The 20266-nt window shown below is 71.6% G+C and carries 20 protein-coding genes and 1 pseudogene; 3 read left to right on the top strand and 18 right to left on the bottom strand.

Translation table 11 applies throughout. The features are described 5' to 3' along the window. Nucleotides 1–45: 45 nt before the first annotated feature. The 6 genes from ACRX5W_RS05770 to clpS all read right to left on the bottom strand — a co-directional run bounded on the left by ACRX5W_RS05770 (nt 46) and on the right by clpS (nt 3145). Nucleotides 46–996 carry a PLP-dependent cysteine synthase family protein gene (locus ACRX5W_RS05770; protein WP_436786845.1) on the bottom strand — a complete coding sequence of 317 codons (951 nt, stop codon included), beginning with the start codon at nt 994–996 and terminating at the stop codon, nt 46–48. Then, nucleotides 996–1274, bottom strand: coding sequence for a MoaD/ThiS family protein (locus ACRX5W_RS05765; protein WP_436786844.1), 279 nt, complete (start codon nt 1272–1274; stop codon nt 996–998). The genes ACRX5W_RS05770 and ACRX5W_RS05765 overlap by 1 nt, the downstream gene beginning before the upstream one ends. A gap of 121 nt (nt 1275–1395) precedes the next feature. Then, entirely contained in the window at nt 1396–1506 is a 111-nt protein-coding gene (locus tag ACRX5W_RS05760) for a putative leader peptide (RefSeq protein ID WP_436787490.1), read from the bottom strand. 146 nt (nt 1507–1652) lie between these two features. After that, nucleotides 1653–2078 (bottom strand): Mov34/MPN/PAD-1 family protein, encoded by a 426-nt coding sequence (locus tag ACRX5W_RS05755; RefSeq protein ID WP_436786843.1) that lies wholly within the window; start codon nt 2076–2078, stop codon nt 1653–1655. Between the two features lie 109 nt (nt 2079–2187). Then, on the bottom strand, nt 2188–2790 hold the full coding sequence (locus ACRX5W_RS05750) for a DUF2017 domain-containing protein (RefSeq protein WP_436786842.1): 603 nt from the start codon (nt 2788–2790) through the stop codon (nt 2188–2190). 61 nt (nt 2791–2851) lie between these two features. Then, on the bottom strand, nt 2852–3145 hold the full coding sequence (gene clpS / locus ACRX5W_RS05745; protein ID WP_436786841.1) for an ATP-dependent Clp protease adapter ClpS: 294 nt from the start codon (nt 3143–3145) through the stop codon (nt 2852–2854). Between the two features lie 115 nt (nt 3146–3260). On the opposite strand from clpS, the gene ACRX5W_RS05740 reads away from it, so the two are divergent. Both ACRX5W_RS05740 and ACRX5W_RS05735 read left to right on the top strand, forming a co-directional pair. Next, nucleotides 3261–4601 carry a nicotinate phosphoribosyltransferase gene (locus ACRX5W_RS05740; RefSeq protein WP_436786840.1) on the top strand — a complete coding sequence of 447 codons (1341 nt, stop codon included), beginning with the start codon at nt 3261–3263 and terminating at the stop codon, nt 4599–4601. A 44-nt stretch (nt 4602–4645) separates the two neighbouring features. Then, nucleotides 4646–5269, top strand: coding sequence for an isochorismatase family protein (locus ACRX5W_RS05735; protein ID WP_436786839.1), 624 nt, complete (start codon nt 4646–4648; stop codon nt 5267–5269). Between the two features lie 31 nt (nt 5270–5300). Here ACRX5W_RS05735 and ACRX5W_RS05730 read toward each other — a convergent pair whose 3' ends face one another. The 4 genes from ACRX5W_RS05730 to hppD form a co-directional block, all read right to left on the bottom strand. Further along, on the bottom strand, nt 5301–5924 hold the full coding sequence (locus ACRX5W_RS05730; RefSeq protein ID WP_436786838.1) for an RDD family protein: 624 nt from the start codon (nt 5922–5924) through the stop codon (nt 5301–5303). 77 nt (nt 5925–6001) lie between these two features. Continuing rightward, the gene (locus ACRX5W_RS05725; RefSeq protein ID WP_436786837.1) at nt 6002–6853 is read right to left on the bottom strand and encodes an RDD family protein; all 852 of its coding nucleotides are present in this window, start codon (nt 6851–6853) and stop codon (nt 6002–6004) included. A 107-nt stretch (nt 6854–6960) separates the two neighbouring features. After that, on the bottom strand, nt 6961–8388 hold the full coding sequence (gene tnpB, locus ACRX5W_RS05720) for an IS607 family element RNA-guided endonuclease TnpB (protein WP_436786836.1): 1428 nt from the start codon (nt 8386–8388) through the stop codon (nt 6961–6963). A gap of 427 nt (nt 8389–8815) precedes the next feature. Further along, on the bottom strand, nt 8816–9964 hold the full coding sequence (hppD, locus tag ACRX5W_RS05715; protein ID WP_436786835.1) for a 4-hydroxyphenylpyruvate dioxygenase: 1149 nt from the start codon (nt 9962–9964) through the stop codon (nt 8816–8818). 172 nt (nt 9965–10136) lie between these two features. Between hppD and ACRX5W_RS05710 the strand changes: the two genes are divergently transcribed. Continuing rightward, nucleotides 10137–10601, top strand: coding sequence for an Lrp/AsnC family transcriptional regulator (locus tag ACRX5W_RS05710; RefSeq protein ID WP_436786834.1), 465 nt, complete (start codon nt 10137–10139; stop codon nt 10599–10601). A gap of 22 nt (nt 10602–10623) precedes the next feature. Here ACRX5W_RS05710 and ACRX5W_RS05705 read toward each other — a convergent pair whose 3' ends face one another. The 8 genes and pseudogenes from ACRX5W_RS05705 to ACRX5W_RS05670 all read right to left on the bottom strand — a co-directional run bounded on the left by ACRX5W_RS05705 (nt 10624) and on the right by ACRX5W_RS05670 (nt 20205). Continuing rightward, nucleotides 10624–11394, bottom strand: a complete 771-nt coding sequence (locus ACRX5W_RS05705; RefSeq protein ID WP_436786833.1) for a YlbL family protein — start codon at nt 11392–11394, stop codon at nt 10624–10626. 180 nt (nt 11395–11574) lie between these two features. Beyond that, nucleotides 11575–12222: pseudogene (locus ACRX5W_RS05700) on the bottom strand (IclR family transcriptional regulator); the annotation flags it as partial. A gap of 581 nt (nt 12223–12803) precedes the next feature. Then, nucleotides 12804–14588, bottom strand: coding sequence for a DEAD/DEAH box helicase (locus ACRX5W_RS05695; protein ID WP_436786832.1), 1785 nt, complete (start codon nt 14586–14588; stop codon nt 12804–12806). A 282-nt stretch (nt 14589–14870) separates the two neighbouring features. Then, on the bottom strand, nt 14871–17078 hold the full coding sequence (locus ACRX5W_RS05690; RefSeq protein ID WP_436786831.1) for a xanthine dehydrogenase family protein molybdopterin-binding subunit: 2208 nt from the start codon (nt 17076–17078) through the stop codon (nt 14871–14873). After that, nucleotides 17075–18154: a 2Fe-2S iron-sulfur cluster-binding protein gene (locus tag ACRX5W_RS05685; protein ID WP_436786830.1), complete on the bottom strand. Its 1080-nt coding sequence runs from the start codon at nt 18152–18154 to the stop codon at nt 17075–17077. Before ACRX5W_RS05685 ends, ACRX5W_RS05690 begins: the two co-directional genes overlap by 4 nt. Nucleotides 18155–18245: 91 nt before the next feature. Continuing rightward, on the bottom strand, nt 18246–19061 hold the full coding sequence (locus ACRX5W_RS05680) for an FAD binding domain-containing protein (protein ID WP_436787489.1): 816 nt from the start codon (nt 19059–19061) through the stop codon (nt 18246–18248). A gap of 182 nt (nt 19062–19243) precedes the next feature. Continuing rightward, nucleotides 19244–19537: a DUF3039 domain-containing protein gene (locus ACRX5W_RS05675; protein WP_436786829.1), complete on the bottom strand. Its 294-nt coding sequence runs from the start codon at nt 19535–19537 to the stop codon at nt 19244–19246. 113 nt (nt 19538–19650) lie between these two features. Further along, nucleotides 19651–20205 carry a YqgE/AlgH family protein gene (locus ACRX5W_RS05670; RefSeq protein WP_436786828.1) on the bottom strand — a complete coding sequence of 185 codons (555 nt, stop codon included), beginning with the start codon at nt 20203–20205 and terminating at the stop codon, nt 19651–19653. Nucleotides 20206–20266: the final 61 nt, after the last annotated feature.

The following is a 20266-nucleotide window of genomic DNA, read 5'->3' as shown; positions in this document are numbered from 1 at the left end:
CCGATCGTGGGATCGGCCGCCCCCCGGACGTGGCATGGCTCGGGATCAGGCCCAGAGTTGGCCGTGCAGTTTCTCGATCGCCTCTTCGGTGGAGGCCGCGGTGTAGATGCCGGTGGAGAGGTACTTCCAGCCGCCGTCGGCGACGACGAAGGCGATGTCGGCGCGTTCGCCTGCCTTGACGGCCTTGCGCGCGACACCGAGGGCGGCGTGCAGGGCGGCGCCGGTCGAGATGCCCGCGAATATGCCTTCGTGTTCGAGGAGTTCGCGGGTGCGGCGGACGGCGTCGTGGGAGCCGACGGAGTAGCGGGTGGTGAGGATGTCGGCGTCGTAGAGCTCGGGGATGAAGCCCTCGTCGAGGTTGCGCAGGCCGTACACGACGTCGTCGTAGCGGGGTTCTGCAGCGACGATCCGGACGCCGGGGACCTTTTCGCGCAGGTAGCGCCCGACGCCCATGAGGGTGCCGGTGGTGCCGAGGCCCGCGACGAAGTGCGTGATGGTGGGCAGGTCTTCGAGGAGTTCCGGGCCGGTCGTGGCGTAGTGCGCGTCCGGGTTGGCGGGGTTGCCGTACTGGTAGAGCATGACCCAGTCGGGGTGCTCGGCGGCGAGTTCCTTCGCGACGCGGACGGCGGTGTTGGAACCGCCGGCGGCCGGGGAGGAGATGATCTCGGCGCCCCACATGCGCAGGAGTTCGCGGCGTTCCTCGGAGGTGTTCTCCGGCATGACGCAGACGATGCTGTAGCCCTTGAGGCGCGCGGCCATCGCGAGGGAGATGCCGGTGTTGCCGCTGGTGGGTTCGAGGATCGTGCAGCCGGGGGTGAGGAGGCCGTCGCGCTCGGCGGCCTCGATCATGTGCAGGGCGGGGCGGTCCTTGACCGAGCCGGTGGGGTTGCGGTCCTCCAACTTGGCCCACACCCGGACGTCCTTCGACGGCGACAGGCGCGGCAGGCCGACCAGGGGGGTGCGGCCGACCGCGTCGATCAGCGAGTCGTACCGCATCAGGCGCCGCCGGCCACGGCCGGGAGGATTGTCACGGTGTCGCCGTCGTCGAGGGTCGAGGAGATGCCGTCGATGAAGCGGATGTCCTCGTCGTTGAGGTAGACGTTGACGAAACGCCGCAGGTCACCGGACTCGTCGACGAGCCGGTTGCGGATCCCGGCGTGCCTGGACTCCAGGTCGTCGATGAGCTCGTTGATCGACTTGCCGTTTGCCTCGACGGCCTTCGCGCCGCCGGTGTATTCGCGCAGGATGGTCGGGATGCGGACCTCGATGGCCATGGGGCGCTCCAGGAATGCGGGTACGTGACTGCAAGGCAGGGGGTCGCGCCGGCACGGCCGGATGCGCGACGGGCCGGGCCGGACAGGGGCGCCGACCGGCTGCGGGTCGGCGGGGTCCGGGTCAGCCCTGGGGCAGGGCGCGACACAGCGCGCTGGACAGCCGACAGAGATCGACGTGCAGGCGCGCGACCAGCAGCGTGCCGGGGGCGATGCCCTGGCCCGTGCTCGTCATGTCCATGCCTGCGTAACGCATATGGTCATGCTAGCCATTCCACCTCGGCCGATCCGACCGAGGATCACATCGTGGAATGCCACATACCGCATGGCGAGACTCGTGGCAGGACCTGTCGTGATGAATCACGACATAAAGGGCTGTCTTCAGTAAGCCTCGACGAACCGGACTTCTTCCTCGGTGACCGTCCCGTCCACGATGCGGTACGAGCGGAACTCGTACGGCCCGTCCTCGTTGCCGGTCTCACGCGTCGACACCAGGACGTAGTGGGCGCCGGGCTCGGAGGCGAGCGACACGTCGGTGCGCGAGGGGTATGCCTCGGTCGCCGTGTGCGAGTGGTAGATGACCACCGGCTCCTCGTCGCGGTCGTCCATCTCGCGGTACAGCCGCAGCAGGTCGCCCGAGTCGAACTCGTAGAACGTCGGAGACCGGGCCGCGTTCAGCATCGGGATGAACCGCTCGGGGCGGTCGCTGCCCTCCGGGCCCGCCACGACGCCGCAGGCCTCGTCCGGATGGTCGGCACGGGCGTGCGCCACGATGCGGTCGCGCAGTTCGGTGGTGATCGTGAGCATGCGTCGAGGGTACGCACGTGCGAGCCGGCGCGTGCGGCCAGGGTTCGGGGCCGGCCCGCAAGGCCCCCCGGCCGTTCAGGAGTTCACGGGCCGGCAAAGACTCACGCCCTCACGGACTGATCGACTCGACCAGCGACTCCAGCAGGGCACCGAGCCAGCGGTATATGACCAGACTGGTGAAGCGCGGGTCGTCGGGTTCGAGGTTGTCGGCGAAATCGTCGACGTCCTCACCGACGCCCAGGTCGGTGCCGAGCGCGAGCCGCAGGTCGTTGAGCGCGCCGAGCCAGGCCTGGATGCGCCGGTCGTCGAGGACGATGTGGCCTTCGGGTGCGGACGCGGCGATGTCCGCGCGCACCGTGCGCGCGTTGTCGCACTTGCGCAGCCGCAGGTCGTTCTCGGTGTAGCGGCGGAACTCCGAAGCGGCGTCCGGGTCGTCGCGGTAGGCGTCGGGCAACAGGCGGGCCAGCACCGGGTCGTCGGGCACGGCCATCCGTTCGGGCGCGGAGTCGCCGCCGCCGTCGAGGCCCGACCAGTCGAGCCCGTCCAACCCGAGTTCGCGGGCGAGTGGATCGCCCTTGTCCTCGTCGTCGGCCGGCCTGGGCTCGATCAGGTCGACCATCCCCCGGCACAACTCACCCAGCAGTTGCCCGTGGAAGTCGTCGAGCACGATCTCGGGGCGCCCCTCGCTCCCGCGGACGAAGTGGCCGTTCACTGCTCTCCCGTGGTTCCATGCGTACGGTGGCTGGCGGACGCTGCCGGTGGCGCGTCGCGTGTCATTTGTCGTGCTGGAGGGTCGCCCACAGCCCGAAGCCGTGCATCGCGTTGACGTCGCGCTCCATCTCCTCGCGGCTTCCGGAGGAAACGGCCGCGCGGCCCTTGTTGTGCACGTCGAGCATCAGCTTTTCGGCCTTCTTCTTCGGATAGCCGAAGTAGCTCTGGAACACGTAGGTCACGTACGACATGAGATTGATCGGGTCGTTCCACACGACGCAGACCCAGGGGGTGTCCGGCAGGACCTCCTCTTCCGACTCCGGCTTCTCGACCTCTATGGGCGTCGCGACACTCATGCGGCCATGCTCCCACCAGCGCGGGGCGCTCGGCGAACCTGCCTCGCGCGCGGCCGAGTCAAATCCCGTCCGATTAATCGTCACTCTGACGAGTAGTGGTGCTATCCTCGCTCGTATGAACGCAATAGGGACACCGGCGTCTGCCGTGGGCGCCGCGCTGCCGGCGACAAGCACGGCCCTGCTGACCGACCACTACGAACTGACCATGCTGGAAGCGGCCCTGCGCAGCGGCGCGGCGCACCGGCGGTCGGTCTTCGAGGTGTTCGCCCGCCGCCTGCCGGAGGGCCGCCGGTACGGCGTGGTGGCCGGCGTCGGCCGTCTGCTCGACGCGATCGAGGCCTTTCGCTTCGACGACGCGACGCTGGGGTTCCTCGCGGACCACGACGTGGTGGGTCCGCGCACGCTCGACTGGCTGGCCGACTACCGCTTTCGCGGCGACGTGTACGGCTACGCGGAAGGCGAGTGCTGGTTTCCCGGCTCCCCCATCGTGGTCGTCGAGGGCAGCTTCGCCGAGGCGGTGCTGCTGGAGACGCTCGTCCTGTCGATCTTCAACCACGATTGCGCGGTCGCCGCGGCGGCGTCCCGCATGACGTCGGCCGCGGCCGGGCGGCCGTGTCTGGAGATGGGCTCGCGGCGCACCCACGAGCAGTCCGCAGTGGCGGCGGCCCGTGCGGCATATGTCGCGGGTTTCGTCGGCACCTCCAATCTGCGGGCGGGGCAGGCGTACGGCATTCCGACGCTGGGCACGAGCGCGCACGCGTTCACCCTTTTGCACGACAGTGAGCGAGAAGCGTTCGAGGCGCAGATCGCGGCGTTGGGGCGGGACACCACGCTGCTGGTGGACACGTACGACGTCGCCGAGGCGGTGCGGGCGGCCGTCGGGCTGGCCGGGCGCGAACTGGGCGCGGTGCGCCTGGATTCGGGCGACCTGCTGCTGCTGGCCCATCGGGTGCGGCGGCAGCTCGACGAGCTGGGTGCGGACAAGACGCGCATCGTGGTGACCAGTGATCTCGACGAGTACGCGATCGCGGCGTTGCAGGCGGCACCGGTGGACACGTACGGCGTGGGCACGCAACTGGTCACCGGCAGCGGCCACCCGACCGCGTCCTTGGTGTACAAGCTGGTCGCGCGGGCCGAGTCCGACGCGCCGGACGCACCGTTGGTCTCGGTCGCCAAGAAGTCCCCGGGCAAGCCCAGCCACGGGGGCCGCAAGACGGCGCTGCGCGCGTACGACGCGGACGGGGTCGCGGAGGCCGAGGTGCTGCGCACCGCACCGGGCCCGGGTGGTCCGGGGCGGCGGGAGCTGCTGGTGCCGCTGATCCGCGGCGGCGAGGTGGTCGGCCGCGAACCCCTCGCCGACGCCCGTCGACGGCACGAGCGGGCACGGGCCGAACTGCCTTTGTCCGCAACCCAGTTGTCGCGTGGTGAGCCGGTGCTGCCGACCATCTGCGAGTGACAGGCCGGTGGACTGCCCGCGCGGTCCCGGGGAAGGGGAGCACCATGACACGGGCTTTGATCGTCGTTGACATCCAAAATGATTTCTGCGAGGGCGGCAGCCTCGCGGTCGCGGGCGGCGCGGGTGTCGCCGCGGCGGTGCGCGACCTGGTCGCGGGCAACCCCGCCGACCAGCCTCCGGATCCGGTGCACGTGGCCGCCGGCCGCCCGGTGTACGCGCACGTCGTGGCGACGCGCGACCACCACGTCGATCCGGGGGCACACTTCTCGCCGAATCCGGACTACGTCGCGTCGTGGCCGCCGCACTGTGTCGCGGGCACGCCCGGCGCGGACTTCCACCCGGAGTTCGCCGAGGCCGCCGGGGAGGTCGACGAGGAATTCCGCAAGGGCGCCCACGCGGCGGCGTACAGCGGCTTCGAGGGAACGGCGGCCGACGGTACGCCGCTGGCCGCGTGGCTGCGCGGCCACGGGGTGACCGAGGTCGACGTGGTGGGCATCGCGACGGACCACTGCGTCAAGGCGACGGCGCTGGACGCGGTGCGGGAAGGCTTCGCGACGCGTGTGCTGCTGTCGCTGACGGCGGGTGTGGCGGCGGAGACGACGCGGCGTGCGCTGGACGAAATGCAGGGTGCGGGCGTGGAGTTGGTGGGCGAGCCGGTCGTGGCGTGAGCAGGTGCCGCGTCGTTCCCGCCGGCGCGGCTCAGTAGCGGATGACCGTGGTCCGCGCGGCCTTGTCGTGCAGGCACTGTTGCCACGGCTGGTCCCAGGTGTGCCAGAGCACGTTGACGATCCAGAACAGGATGCCGGCGCAGGGCACCACGAGCGGCAGCGCGAAGACGGCCGCGCGGGTCCAGGCCGGGGAGCCTTGCACCGGGCCGCCGTCCGCGACGCGCACCACGCGGATGCGGGCGACCATTTTGCCGAGCGTCTGGCCGTTGTTGTTGAGCATGACGCCCTCGTAGAGGAAGTACACGATCGTGGCGACCGCCCCGGCGGCGGCCTCGCGGCCGAAGGTGACGTCGTCCGGGTCGGAGCCGATGAACGCGAAGCCGATCGCGCAACTGAAGGCCAGGTAGACCAGCAGGTCGACGAGCCTGGCGAGGAAGCGTTTGCCGCTGCCCGCGAGGGTCGGGCCGTAGCCGGTGTCGTAGCCGCCGGGCGGGGGCGGCATCTGGCCGTGGGGAGGTTGGCCGTACGGCGGGCCGCCGTAGGGAGGCCCGCCGTCTTCCGGCGGCGGGCCGAAGGGGGTTTGTCCCGGCTGGTCCCGGCCGGAAGGATCCTTCCGGAAAGGGTCCTGGTCGGGGGGTGGTTCGCTGCTGGTCATGGGCGCCAGTAAAAACGACGATTTTTAGGCTTTTCGGCTAATCGTCCGTTTGAGGGCAAGCCGTGCGGGTCGGGCGCTCAGCGCTCGCGACCCACGAACGTGTTCGACGCGAGATCGTGCCAGCCCTGCCGCCACGGAAGGTCGAACGCCCCGCGCACGACGCCGATCAGGCCCACGACGAGCAGGCCGGGCAGTCCGAGGACCAGCCAGCGCCTCACGGCCTGGCCCAGGTCGGGTGTCTCGTGGCTGCCGACGTCGATGACGCGGAGCCCGAACAGCGTCTTGCCGACCGACCGGCCGCGCAGCCAGGTAGGAATCACCTCGTACACGAACATCGCGGCGAGGAACGCGGCGAGGACGTATACGGCGGCCAGCGTCGTCGTCCCGTCCACGAGCCAGACCGTCTCGGTACGGCCCTCGTAGCGGATCCGCTGCATCTTGTCGCGCAGGTGGTCGAGCGCGGGAGGCACGACGGCGAAGGCGACGGCGGCGCCGACCGCGAACGGCACGACGAGGTCGGTGAGGCGGGCGAAGAAGCGCCGCGGCAGGGGTGCCGGGGGCAGCCGCCGGACGCCGGACGCCTCCTGGCGGGGCGACGGGATGAACGCCTCCGGGCGCCGGCCGCGACCGCCCTTGCCCTTGCCGCGGCCGCGCGTCCGCCCGCGGGCGCGGCTTTGCGCGCGGGCGGACGGGCCGTCGGACGCCGAGGCCTCGTCGGCCTCGGCCTCCTCCGCGAGCTGGTCGAGCGGGACGGATTCCGCGGCGAGCACCTCGCCTTGGATGATGCGCCCCTGCGCGTCCTCGAATTCCGCGCCGGGGCGCCGCGACGCGGGGTCCCATGCGGCCCCGTCCCAGTAGCAGACGTGGTCGGGGAACTCCGGATCCGGATACCAGCCCGCTGCGGGTATCGAGTCGTGGGGCGACGCCATGGACGTGAATCTTGCCGTACCGTTGCTTTGACCCTCAAGGAGCATCAGCATTCCGGGCTTCTCGGCGCGGAAGGTCCGTCCTGTCACCAGAGTGTGAGCGTCTGGGGTCAGGTTACGGTCCTCGTTTCCGTCTGTCGCTGGTGCGGCAGGGTTGCGCCGCCTGCCCGCCCCGCCGGGCCCTTGCGGGCCTGGCGGGTGGTGCGGGTCTTCCGGTCGGCTCCACGAGGCTTCGACACCTTCAAGGTGTCCTGGTCTCCGGCCACTCCGGTACCAGTTGCTGCGATTGCCGCGAGGGCGGCGAGGTTGCGTGCGGCGTTCGCGTCCCGGTCCATTTCCAGGCCGCAGGCGTCGCAGGCGTAGGTCCGGACGTGCAGCGCCAGCTTGGCTTTCACCGCGCCGCACCCGGAACAGGTCTTCGAGGACGGAAACCACCGGTCGGCCACCACGAGGCGGCAGCCGTTCCACCGGGTCTTGTACGCGAGTTGCCGCCGGATTTCCCCGAACCCGGCATCCGCGACCTTGCGGGCCATGCGCCAGTTGTGGAGCATCCCGGCGACGTTCAAGTCCTCCACAACCACGGTCCCGTACCCGGCCGCGACGGCGGCGGTGAGCTTGTGCACCGCGTCGGTGCGCAGGTTCGCCACCCTGTGGTGGACCCGGTTGCGGGCGGCGTCCGCCTTCTCCCACCGCTTCGACGGCTGCTGCCCGATCCGCCGGTCCGGGCCCCGGCGGCGGGACACCGTCCGGGACGCGCGCCGCAGCCGCTTCAAAGCCGTGTCGAGGTGGCGGGGGTTGGGGACCTGACGGACCTCGCCGGTGCTGTCCGCCGTCACCGCGAGGGTCTTCACCCCCAGGTCGATGCCGACCGCGACGTCGGGGCTGGCGACGCGTGCCAAGTCGCGGCGGACCTCGGTCTGGAACGCGACGAACCAGCGCCCCCGCTCGTGCCGGACAGTCGCGGACAGGACCCTCGCGGTCCCGGCCGCGAGGCGGGCGAGGAGCTTCGCTGTGGGCTCGTGGGTGCGGATCGTCCCCAGCCTCGGTAACGTGACGTGGCGGCCGTCGGTGTCGACGCCGATAGTGCCGGTGGTGAACCGACATGACGGACGCGCCTTCCGCCTCGACCTGAACCGTGGCATGCCCACCGCCTGGCCCTTGCGTGTGCCGCGCTTCGACTTCGCATAGTTGTCGAACGCGGCGGCATCGTTCGCCAGTCCGGTGTTGTACGCCTCCTTCGAGTTCTCCGCCCACCACGACGCGAACCTCTGATCGGTGCGCTTGAACTCGTTGAACGCCCTGCGCAGGGCAGGCAGCGACCACGGCCGCCACGGCGTGAGCCGGTCACCGCCGATCCCGTACGACTCCTCCGCACGACGCTGCCACCACGACGCCTCCACCCACCCCACAGCCCAATTGAACGCGGCCCGCGCCGCACCGCAATGCGACCGCAACGCCCGCTCCTGCGCCGCGTTCGGGTCAAGCGCGAACCGGTACGCCCGCATCACGAAGCCCGGTCGCGGCCGGAACTTCTTCACCGGCACCCCACCCCCCTCCCGCATGCCCGGGGCACGCCTGCACGCCGATCCTGGCCCGCCACACGGTGCCGGGGAAGCAGGAACAGCCGCACACCACTCGAACGAACGACCGGGCAACCACACCCCGGGGCCGCACCCCGCTCAACGCCCACCCGGACCACACCACCAGCGCCGACCCCCGGCGCCGCCCCCGCTCGCCCACGTTCACACGGCCCGGCAGCCCACGCGCGTGCGCGACGCCACTCGGAAGGCCGCAGATGATTAAGACGGCAAATGAGAGCGAGCGAGTCTCACCAATGGATCCCGCAGCGAGCCCCGCACGGGTCGGGGCGCGGAACGCCCGTGCGGGACGGGCGTCGTGGCCCGCGCGCGGACGGTCCCCGCGACGGCTCGGCGGGTTGGTCCGGCCGGCGTTTCGGCAGGTCGGTCAGAGGTTGCCGCGCCGGGCCTGCTCGCGTTCGATCGCCTCGAACAGCGCCTTGAAGTTGCCGAGACCGAAGCCCTGCGAACCGTGCCGTTCGATGATCTCGAAGAACACCGTGGGGCGGTCCTGCACAGGCTTGGTGAAGATCTGGAGCAGGTAGCCGTCCTCGTCGCGGTCCGCGAGGATCTTGAGCTCGCGCAGCGTCTCCACCGGCACCCGGGTTTCGCCGACCCACGATCCGAGGGCGTCGTAGTAGGTGTCGGGGGTGGCGAGGAACTCGACGCCGGCGGCCCGCATCGCCCGGACGGTGGCGACGATGTCGTCGGTGGCCAGCGCGATGTGCTGGACCCCCGGGCCGCCGTAGAACTCCAGGTACTCGTCGATCTGCGACTTCTTCTTCGCGACCGCGGGCTCGTTGATCGGGAACTTGACCTTGCGGGTGCCGTCCGCGACGACCTTGGACATGAGCGCGGAGTACTCGGTGGCGATGTCGTCGCCGACAAATTCGCGCATGTTCGTGAAGCCCATGACGCGGTGGTAGAACTCGACCCACTCGTTCATCCGGCCGAGCTCCACGTTGCCGACGCAGTGGTCGATGCCGGTGACCCGCGGTCCCGCGTCTTTGCCGTTCGCGGACGCGGGCACCAGGGGCCGGTGTGGCGCGTAGCCGGGCAGGTAGGGGCCCGCGTAGTCGTGCCGGTCGACCAGCGAGTGCCGGGTGGCGCCGTACGTCGCGATCGCGGAGCGTACGACGGTGCCCTGGTCGTCGCGCAGTTCGACGGGCTCCTCGACGCCGGTCGCGCCGCGCCCGGTGGCGAACGCGTACGCCGCCCGCGCGTCGGGGACAGTGATGGCCAGGTCGACCACGCCGTCGCCGTGCGCGGCCACATGGCGGGCCAGGTCGGTGTCGGGGCGCAGCGGGGCGGTGACGACGAAGCGGGCCTCGCCGGACTCCAGGACGTACGACGCGCTGTCGCGGTTGCCGGTCTCCGGGCCCGAGTAGGCGACGCAGCGGAAACCGAACGCGGTGGAGTACCAGTGCGCGGCCTGGCGGGCGTTGCCGACCGCGAACACGACGGCGTCCATGCCGAGGACGGGGAAGGGATCGCGGGCGGTGGTGCCGGCTTCGGCGCGGTGCAGCATCTCGGTCATGACGACTCCCGGGTCGGGCACAGTGCCGGCGGGTGCTGTCCGGCTCCTCCTGTCGAGGCTGGACGCGTCGGTCATGTTGCGCAACAGGTGTGCTCTCGACTGGGCAACCTGTACAGTCGATCGGGCACAACGGCGGTTGATCTGTACATCATGACCAGGTGCGGAGGCGGCGGTGGACCGGCTGGACGCGGCACTGATCCGGTTGCTCGACGCGGAGCCGAGGCTGGGCGTGCTGGAGTGCTCGCGGCGGCTCGGTGTGGCGCGCGGCACCGTGCAGGCGCGCCTGGACCGGCTGCACGCGCGCGGGATCGTGCGCGGGTTCGGCCCGCACCTGGATCCGGCGGCGCTGGGCTACGCGGTGACGGCGTTCGCGACGCTGGAGATCCGGCAGGGGCGGGGCGGGGACGTCCGTGCGCATCTGGCCTCGATTCCCGAGGTGCTGGAGCTGCACACGATCACGGGGCGCGACGACATGCTGTGCCGGCTGGTGGCGCGGTCGAACGCGGATTTGCAGCGGGTGATCGACCGGGTGATCGCGTTCGAGGGGATCGTGCGGGCGTCGACGGCGATCGCGTTGGAGAATCCGGTGCCGTACCGGGTGCTGCCGCTGGTGGAGGCCGCCGTCGAAGAGTCGTGAGCCGCACGCGGCCTGCGAGCCCTCAGCAGGACGGGACCTTGCCGCCGTTCTGCAGGGCGGTCAGGGCACCGATGGCTTCGGTGAGCGTGTCGACCGGGACCAGGCGCAGGCCGTCGGGGGCCGCCTTCTCCGCGTTGCCGCACTCGTGTTCGGGGAGCAGGAACACCGTCGCGCCGTCGCGCTTGGCGGCCTTCGTCTTCATTTCCACGCCGCCGACCGGCCCCACCTTGCCGTCCGCGTCGATCGTGCCGGTGCCGGCGATGATCTCGCCGCCGGTGAGGTTGACGTCGCCGAGCTGGTCCACGATGCCGAGCGAGAACATCAGTCCGGCGCTCGGGCCGCCGACGTTCGCCAGGTTGAGCTGCACCTTGACCTGGTTGGGGTCGAGGCCCAGGTGGCGCAGCGCGGCGACCGCGGCGTTGTCCTGCGACTCGACCATCGCCTGGGTGTTCTGCTCGGTGATCTCCTGCGTCGACTTGCCTTCCGGGTACACCGACGACTTGGGGACGGCCGCCTCGTCCGGGTCCCACCACGCGTCGAACAGGTCGGTCAGGTAGAGGTCCTGGTCCGGGTTCGTGGCCCGGATGGTGACGACGAGGAGCTTGCCGTCGGTCGGTTGCGGCGTCGCGCCCTCGATGCGGATGACCGGCACGCCCGCCCCGTCCGTTCCGAGGGCGTCCGCGGTCTCGCCGGGGGTGACCGTCGTGTACGGCAGCGGCACGGCGAACGCGAAGACGCCGAGGATGACGACGAGCAGCAAGGAGACGGCGAGGTTGCGCTTGGAACGGGCCACGCAGGAATTAAATCAGCGCGTCGCGGCGGCGGAGGGCGGCGGGGAGGCCGCGACGAGGCGCGGGAACGCGGCACGGCGGCGGTGTTGAGGCAGCGGACAGGCCGCGGCTCACAGAGCCGGGACGGCGCCTTCTTCGTCGGGGTCGGGTTGCTCGCTCTGAGCGGGCAGTTTCGGGCCGCCGCCCAGGGTCTCGGCGAGCTCCAGGGCCGCCTCGGCGACGCGGGGCCCGAGGCGTTCGCCGTCGAGTTCGCCGAACGACAGCACGCCGACGCTCGCCTCGACTCCGGCGAGCGCGGGGACGGCGGCGGCGATGCCGGGGGCCGAGCGGTGTCCGTCGCCGGGGACGTGGACGTACGGCACGTCCGGGTCGAGCCCGGCGCGCGCCCGGCGGGCGGTGAGGATGGCGAGTCCGGCGGCGCCTTGTTCGAGCGGGTGGCGCGATCCGACGCGGTAGGCGACGTGGTAGTCCGTCCACGTCGGCTCGGCGACCGCGACGGCGAGCGCGTCGAGGCCGTCGACGATGGTCAGGTGCGCGGTCGCGCCGGTCTCCTCGGCGAGCCGGCGCAGGCACGGCACTGCGGCGTCGCGTACCAACGGGTGCGCGCGGCGGGCGAGTTGGAGCGCGCCGAGGCCGAGGCGCGTACGGCCGCCGGTGTCGCGGCGTATCAGGCTGTGCTGTTCGAGGGTGGCCAGGATGCGGTAGACGACGGTGCGGTTGACGCCGAGCGCCGCCGAGATCTCGGGCACCGTGAGCCCTTCGGGGGCGTCGGCCAGTAGTTCGAGGACTTTGAGCCCTCGGTCCAGGGTCTGCGATGTCTCCGCGGCCACGAGAAGCCTCCATTGCGCGCGTGCTCTGCACCCCCGGGGTGACGAAGCCCCCAGGAGTCCCCACCGGCGCGACTCCGGGCGTTCCTGTGGCGGATGCCGGGTCACGATGCTGCTGCGCGGCACCAGGTCCTGGTGCGTTGCGCGGTCAACTCGTCGGTCTCGCCCGCATCGAGAGGTACGGGCTGCTGCACCGGCCGCGTTGGGCTTCTGTCCCGTTGGGCGGCCGACGTCAATCACGGTAATTCGGGGGTGCGCCGCTGGTAAGCGAGTTTCCGGAATGTGGACGGAATCTCAGAGCAAACTCATCATCAGACAGCATTAAATACGGACATATGCCGCGAACTTTTGCCCGTCGGCACGTGCGCACCGGAAAGTTGATCTCATCATGCGGACGCCAGGTGGTCCGAATGCCGTGCCTACCGTCCGGTAGGCGGAGTCGCCGCCCCGGTCAACGCGCGGAGACCGCCGCGGGGAGGAGCGCGCCGGCCACGCCACGAAGATCGTTCAAATAATCTTCGGCATCGGGACGCTTAGACAGGCAATCCTTTCGCCGATCAACACAAAGTCGCGAGGAGTTCCCGTCAGCGTCCCGCCGATGTGGCCCACTGCTGGAGCTTGGTGATCCGGTCCTGGATCTGCCCTGCCGACGCCTGGGCGAGCGGCGGTCCGCCGCACGCCCGGCGCAGTTCGTTGTGGATCACGCCGTGCGGTTGCCCGCTGCGGTGGTGCCACGCCGCAACCAGGGTGTTCAACTCCTTGCGCAATCCGGAGAGTTGACGGTGCGTCACCACCGGACGCTGGGCGGCCGGCTTCTCCGAGAGGTCCGCCTCCGAGTCCGGCTTCTTGCGGCTGCGCGCCAATTGCCGCGCCTGACGGTTCTGCAACAGCATCTGCACCTGATCGGGTTCGAGCAGCCCCGGGATCCCCAGGTACTCCTCTTCCTCCTCGCTCCCGGTGTGCGCCTGGAGCCCGAATTCGGCGCCGTCGTACAGCACGCGGTCGAACCGTGCCTCGCTCTCCAGCGCCTGGAAGGCGAACTGCTCCTGGTCCCCCGGCGTGTCCTTCTCCGCATTCGCCTCGGCCAGGAGGGCGTCCTCCTCGTCGAAGACGCCGTCGCCCTTCTTCTCCCGGTCGAGCACGTGGTCGCGCTCGACCTCCATCTCGTTCGCGTGCTGGAGCAGCGTCGGAACCGACGGCAGGAACACCGACGCCACCTCGCCGCGCCGCCGGGCGCGTACGAAACGGCCGACCGCCTGCGCGAAGAACAGCGGCGTCGAGATCGTCGTCGCGAACACCCCGACGATCAGCCGCGGCACGTCGACGCCTTCCGAGACCATGCGGACCGCGACCATCCACCGCGAGTCGCCCTCGCTGAACTCCTCGATCTTCCGCGACGCGCCCGTGTCGTCGGACAGCACCACCGTGGCGCGGTGGCCGGTGATCTCGCGGATCATCTTGGCGTACGCCCGCGCCGACTCGTGGTCCGTCGCGATCACCAGAGCTCCCGCGTCCGGTACCGCTTTGCGCACCTCCGTCAAGCGCTTGTCGGCGGCCCGCAGCACCTGCTGTATCCACGCCCCCTGCGGGTCGAGGGCGGTGCGCCACGCCTGGCTGACCGCGTCCTTGGTCATCGGCTCGCCGAGGCTCGCCGCGACCTCGTCGCCGGCCTTGGTCCGCCAACGCATCTCGCCGGAGTACGACATGAAGATGACCGGCCGCACGACGTGGTCGGCCAACGCGTGGCCGTAGCCGTAGGTGTAATCGGCCGCGCTGCGCCGGATGCCGTCCGAGCCCTCGACGTACGTCACGAAGGGGATCGGGTTCGTGTCGGAGCGGAACGGGGTGCCGGTGAGCGCGAGGCGGCGCGCGGCCGGCTCGAACGCCTCGAAGACCGCCTCACCCCACGACTTGCTGTCCCCGGCGTGGTGGATCTCGTCGAGGATGACCAGCGTCTTGCGGTTCTCCACGCGCCGCCGGTGCAGCATGGGGTGCACGCCGACACCCGCGTACGTCACCGCCACACCGTGGTACTCGCGGTTCGCGGGACCCGACGAGCCCGAGTAGTTGGGGTCGATCCGGATCCCTATGCGCGCCGCCGCCTCGGCCCACTGCTTCTTCAGGTGCTCCGTCGGCGCGACGATGGTGAGCTGCTGCACCTCCCGGCGGTCCAACAGCTCGGACGCGATCCGCAACGCGAAAGTCGTCTTGCCCGCACCCGGCGTCGCCACCGCGAGAAAGTCACGCGGCTCCCGCGCCAAATACTCGTCCAAGGCGGCCTGCTGCCAGGCACGCAACTTGCCGGCGGTCCCCCAGGGGGCGCGGGCGGGGAAGGCGGGGGAGAGATGAGACGCGGCTGAAGTACTCACTGCTGAAGAAGCGCTCCGGTCGTACGGGGGCACGGACGAGGTCGTAGCGGCGGTCATGCGGGAGCCCTCCGGCAGGCGAGCCGAAGGGCTTCCCAACGACTGACAGGAACGGCTCAGGCTACCGGAGCCGCCGCAGCGCTCCGCTCACCAACGCCCCACAAAAAACGGGCAATTCATACCCATTGCCGACGTAATCCCCCCGCTTGATCGAACACCCGCCCGAACTCCGCCACGCCCAAAAGCCGGGCAGCCGGACCGGCGATGCACCCGACCGGCGAACGCTTACAGGCCCGTGCCCATGCGCCGGCCGGCGACGGTTCTCGGTCTGAGCGGGAGGCTGGGGAGTTCCTGGCCCGTGGCGTTGCGGGCGGCGGCGGCGACAGCGGCGGGGACCGGCGTGACGGCGGCGTCGGAGAGTCCCTTGGCGCCCAGAGGGACTCCGGGCTCGGGCTCTTCGTGCCATCGGGCGACGCGAACCGGGGGGACGTCGAGTGACGTCGGCTGGGCCCAGGCGACGGGGCCGTGGAGGCGCGCGGCGGCGAGGTCCTCGGTGAGGGCGAGGCCGATGCCCATGGCGACCGCGCCTTCGACGCGGGCGAGCGCCTGGGTGGAGTCCAGGACGCGACCCGCGTCGTACGCGCCGGTGACGTCGACGACCTGGACCGCGCCGGTGTCGGGGTCGACGTCGACGACGGCGCGGCAGGCGGCGAAAGCCACCGCGGGGTAGGCGTCGCCCTGTCCGGCGTCGTCCAGCGGCTCGGTGTGCCGGGCGCGGCAGGCTCCGGCCGTGGCGGCGACCTCGACGCCCTCGGTGATGAGCGCCGCGGGCAGGTCGACCAGGCCGTCGTACGACACGATGCGCCCGTCGCGAACCTCCAGCAGCGCCGCGGTCATTCCGTACTGCGCGGCGACCGGCGCCAGGAGCCGGTTGCGGATGTCGCGGGCGGCCTGGTCGACGGCGCTCGCGGTGAGCATCGTGTGTCGGCCGACGCCGGGTGGTCCCGCGCTGGGCAGCGCGGTCCCCGCGGGCAGCACGATCGCGTCGGGCACGCCCAGTACCTCGTGGACGATCCGGCGGACCAAGTACGTGAACCCCTGGCCGACTTCGACGGCCGCGCAGGTGACGGTGACGACACCGTGGTCGAGGCGCACGGTGGCGGCGGCGGAGTCGTCGGCTCCCTCGATGCCGAGCAGCGGGACCAACCCGACCGCGTACCCGGTGCCGCGCCGAAGCCCCGGCGCCGGTTCCCCTTCGGGCTGCGGTGCTTCGGCGACCGCCCGTAGCAACTCCCCCGCCGGCGCCGGGCCTTCAAGTACCTGGCCAGTCGTCAGCATGGTGCCCTGGCTGAGTGCGTTGCGCAGGCGCAGTTCGACCGGGTCCATGCCCAACGCGGCGGCGAGCTTGTCCATTTGGGCCTCGTACGCGAAGCACACCTGGGTCGCTCCCGGCCCGCGCATCGTTCCGGCCGGCGGATTGTTGGTGCGCACGGCCCACGCGTCGACGACGGCGTGCGGAACCATGTACGGGCCCGTCGCGCATCCCGCGAGACGGCCGACGACTTCGGGCGACATGGTCGCGTACGCCCCGCCGTCGAGGACGATTTGCGCTTCGACGGCGAGCAACCGGCCGTTGCTGTCGGCCCGGTGGGTGTACTTCATGCGCGCGGCGTGCCGGTGACCGCCGACGCTGATCGCATCCGCGCGCTCCACCACGCTTTTGACGGGTCGTCCGGTCCGCGCCGCGAGCCACGCGACGACGGCGAGCAGCCCAACGTCCTCCCGTGTGCCGGACGAACCGCCCACGCCCGTCGGCATGATGCGCAGGGAACCGGGCGGCAGACCGATGCACTGCGCGACCTGGTCGCGGTCCGCGTGCGGCCACTGCGTCGACGCGTGCAACTCGATGCCGCCGTCGGCACACGGCAGTGCGAGCGCGGCGTCCGTGGCGGGGTTCGCCTGGTCCTGGGCCTCGATGTCGTACAGGCCCTCGACCACGACCTCTTCGACCGGCGAGCCGTCGGGACGCCTTTGCACCGGTCGCCCGTGCCGCAGGGCCAGGTGCCGGAAGATGTTGCCGTCCGGATGCAACGGAGCGCCCGCGAAGGCGTGTTCGGGATCGAGGCTCGCCTCCAGGGGCTCGTACTCGACGTGTACCGCCTCGGCCGCCAGCCGGGCCGCGTGCGGGGACTCGGCGGCGACCGCGGCGACCGCCTCTCCGGCGAACCGCACGACGTCGGCCGCGAGGACCGGGCAGTCCGCGACGACCGGGCCGTGGTACGCCTCCGCGGGCAGGTCGGCCGCGGTGACGACGGCGTGCACACCGGGGACGGCGTAGGCGGGCGACGCGTCGATGCGCAGCAGGCGCGCGTGCGGGTGCGGGGAACGCACCAGAACGCACCACAGCATGCCGGGCGCCCACAGGTCGGCGGTGTAGGAGAAGCGGCCCTGGGCCTTGGCGACGGCGTCCGGCCGTTCGACGGCGGCGGTCATGCCTGCGGCTCCGAGGCGTCGGCGGGCTCGAAGAGGGACGCGGCGGGCTGGGTGGCCTGGCCGGCGGCGACCGCGCACACCGCCGCCACCATGCGGTTGGGTCCGACGCAGCGGCAGGGGTGTCCGGCCAGCGCGCGGCGGATCGTCGGCTCGTCGGCTCCCGGCAGTCGGCTGAGCAGCGCGTGCGCGCTCATCACGATGCCCGGCACGCAGAAGCCGCACTGCACCGCGCCGTGGTCGATCAACGCCCGCTGGATCGCCACCGGCAGCCCGCCTTGGGCGGATACGCCCTCGATCGTGGTGACGCCGCGCTCGCCGAGCGCCGCAGCGGGAACCAGGCATGCGGTCGCGGGCGCTCCGTCGACCAGGACCGTGCAGGCACCGCAGACTCCTTGCCCGCAGCCGTCCTTCGCACCGGGCAGGCCGAGCCGTTCGCGCAACACGTGCAGCAGGTTCTCGCCGATCCAGGCCTGATCGACCACCTGCGTCGTGCCGTTGACCCGGATCGTGTACGAGACCACCGGACCGCCCGGCAAGTCCGCGACCAGGTAGGGAGGTTCGACCGAAGGCGGGAACTGCGCACCCGTACCGAACCCGTCGCTCGGCACGAACTCGGTTGCGTGGAGCGGTAGTCCGGCCGGGTCGGCGACCGGGGCCGCCGTCGGGACGGCGTGGCCGACGGGCATCGGCTCCGGCTCCGGCCGCGGGACCGTGTCGGCCGGGCTCGCTGCTCCGGAGGCGAACTCCCCTGTGGTCAGGGGCGGTTCCGACGCATGGAAGCCGGGGTCGGGCACGGGGGCGACCGCAGGCCTCGGCACGGGGAATCCAAACCCGGAAGTGGCCGCGATCTCGGATGCCGGGTCGTAGGCGTCGTAGGAGCCCTGGCCGCCATAGGGGGCGGCGTACGTCGGCTCGTGCCCCGTGGAACGGCCTGGATCGTGACCGGCGCCCTGACTCGGGTCGTCGGTGGCGGCGTCGTACGGCGGCTCGGGTGCGCTGCGCCCCGGCGCCGGCGTGCCGAAGCCGGGGATATCGGCGGCCGACCCCCCGGGGGCGGGGGTCGGCGGCACGGTCATCGGCGTCCGCCCGCACCGCCGCAGGCTCCCGGGCGCGCATTCGCCGCCGCCCGGCTCCGCCACCCGAACGTGTTCTCCCGCTCGCATCGCCTCATACCGCGAACGCCCTTTCCGCCGCACGCCTCGCCAGTGCCGCGACCACGCGTGCCTCGTATGCCCGTGCCGTCCTCGACCCCTCGCCGGGGGGCAGCTCCTCGGCGACCAGCGCGCCGAAGCGGGCGGGGGCGTCCGGATCGATGAGGCGGCCGCTGCCGAAGTCCACGCGGTCGGCCAGCCAGCGTTCCGCGCCGGGCGTACGCTCGGCGCCCGGACGCACTCCGCCGACGGCGCAGCGTACGCCTCGTGCGCCGGGGTCCGCGACCAGAGCCAGCGTCGCGTGGAAACCCGGCGCCGTGCGCGCCTTCAGGAACTCCTGGGGCCCGTGCAGCACCGGAAGCCGGACGCCGGTGATCAACTCGCCGGGCAGCAGGTGGGCCGCGGGAGCGGCGTCGCACACGAATTCGCGGGAGCCTCCCGCCGACTGCACCGACACGGTCGCTTCCAACGCGGCGAGGACCGGGACGGCGTCCGCCTCACGGGCCCGCGCGATCAGGTTGCCGCCGATCGTGCCCATCATGCGGATCTGCGGTGTGCCGAGCTGCCGGGCCGCGGTCGCCAGGGCCGGGACGAGCGCCGCCAGGTCGGGACCCGCCAGTCGGGCCCAGGTGACCCCGGCCCCGATCAACAGGCGTCGGCCTTCGTAGTGCCACTGCCGCAGCTCGGCGATTCCGGACAGGCCGAGAAGCCCCCGGGGGCGCAGCAGCCCGGCGTTGACGCGCGGCATCAGGTCGGTGCCGCCGGCCACCGGCAACACGGCGGGCTCGCGGGCCAGCGCGTGCACGGCCTCGTCGAGCGAATGCGGCAGCATGATCGCTTCGTTCACAGCGGGACAACGCTACTGCGCCGGACGGGTGGTGCGTGGCGCGGATCCGCGAGGACGAACCGCCCCCTGCGGCACAGAGGCCGCGGGCGTTCACATATCGCCCTCGCGAAACACGCAGGTCGACGCCGCTGACGCAAACACGGACACAGACCGGGCCAGGCAGCCGCTTACTTGTTGTCGCCGCCCTTGTCGCCCCCGCCGGCGCCCATGGTCTCGTAGATTTCCTTGCACATCGGGCAGACCGGATATTTCTTGGGATCGCGCCCGGGCACCCAGACCTTGCCGCACAACGCGATCACCGGAGTGCCCGACATGGCACTCTCCATGATCTTGTCCTTCTGGACGTAGTGCGCGAAGCGCTCGTGGTCGCCGTCGCCATGGGAGACCTGCGGGGTCTCCTCGATCAGCGTCCCCGTACCTGTCCCGCGCTCGGGCTCGGGGTAGTCCTGCGGAGTACTCATTCCCCGATTCTAAGCGCGCACCGCAGACCCCCGAGCGTCCACCGCCCGGCCCGCCCCCGGCCCCGTCCGCACCGGTCCCGCCCGCCGCGCCCGCTCCGGGCGACCGAGGGGCGTCAGTTGAGCGTGGGGTCCTCGGGGTACGTCGCGACCATCGCCAGCTCGCCGCGCTGGCGCCGCAGCACCGCCCGCCACAGCCGCTCCGGCTCCGGGCTGAACGCGTCGCCCGGCTCGGAGTCCACGACGTACCACGCACCGTCCGTGACCTCGCCCTCCAACTGGCCCGGCCCCCACCCCGAGTAGCCCGCGAAGATCCGCATCGACCCGAATTCGGCGGCCACCAGCTCCGGCGGGGCGTCGAGGTCCACCAGGCCCAGTGCGCCGAACACCCGACGCCAACCGACCGGTTCGCCGCCGCCCGGCACCGACGCGATGGCCAGCGCCGAGTCCATGGCGACCGGCCCGCCCTGGAACACCACGGCCGGCTCCGTGGCCGCCTTCGACCAGCCGTCCAACACGTCGTGGACGTCGACCGGAGTGGGCCGGTTGAGCACGACACCGTGCGCGCCTTCCTCGTCGTGGTCGAGGACCAGCACCACACACCTGTCGAAGTTCGGATCGGTGAGCGCGGGCGTCGCCACGAGGAGTCGTCCGGTGAGCGAGGCGGTCATGGGGCCATGATCCTGCATGCCGGCCGACCATGTCCGGGGCTCTTCGGGATCGGAAGCCGGC

Origin of the sequence: Yinghuangia sp. YIM S10712 (assembly GCF_051388935.1) — a bacterium.
In the GTDB taxonomy this organism is placed as follows: domain Bacteria; phylum Actinomycetota; class Actinomycetes; order Streptomycetales; family Streptomycetaceae; genus Yinghuangia.
The sequence above is the reverse complement of the archived record's forward strand: the minus strand, read 5'-3'. Positions and strand labels throughout refer to the sequence as shown.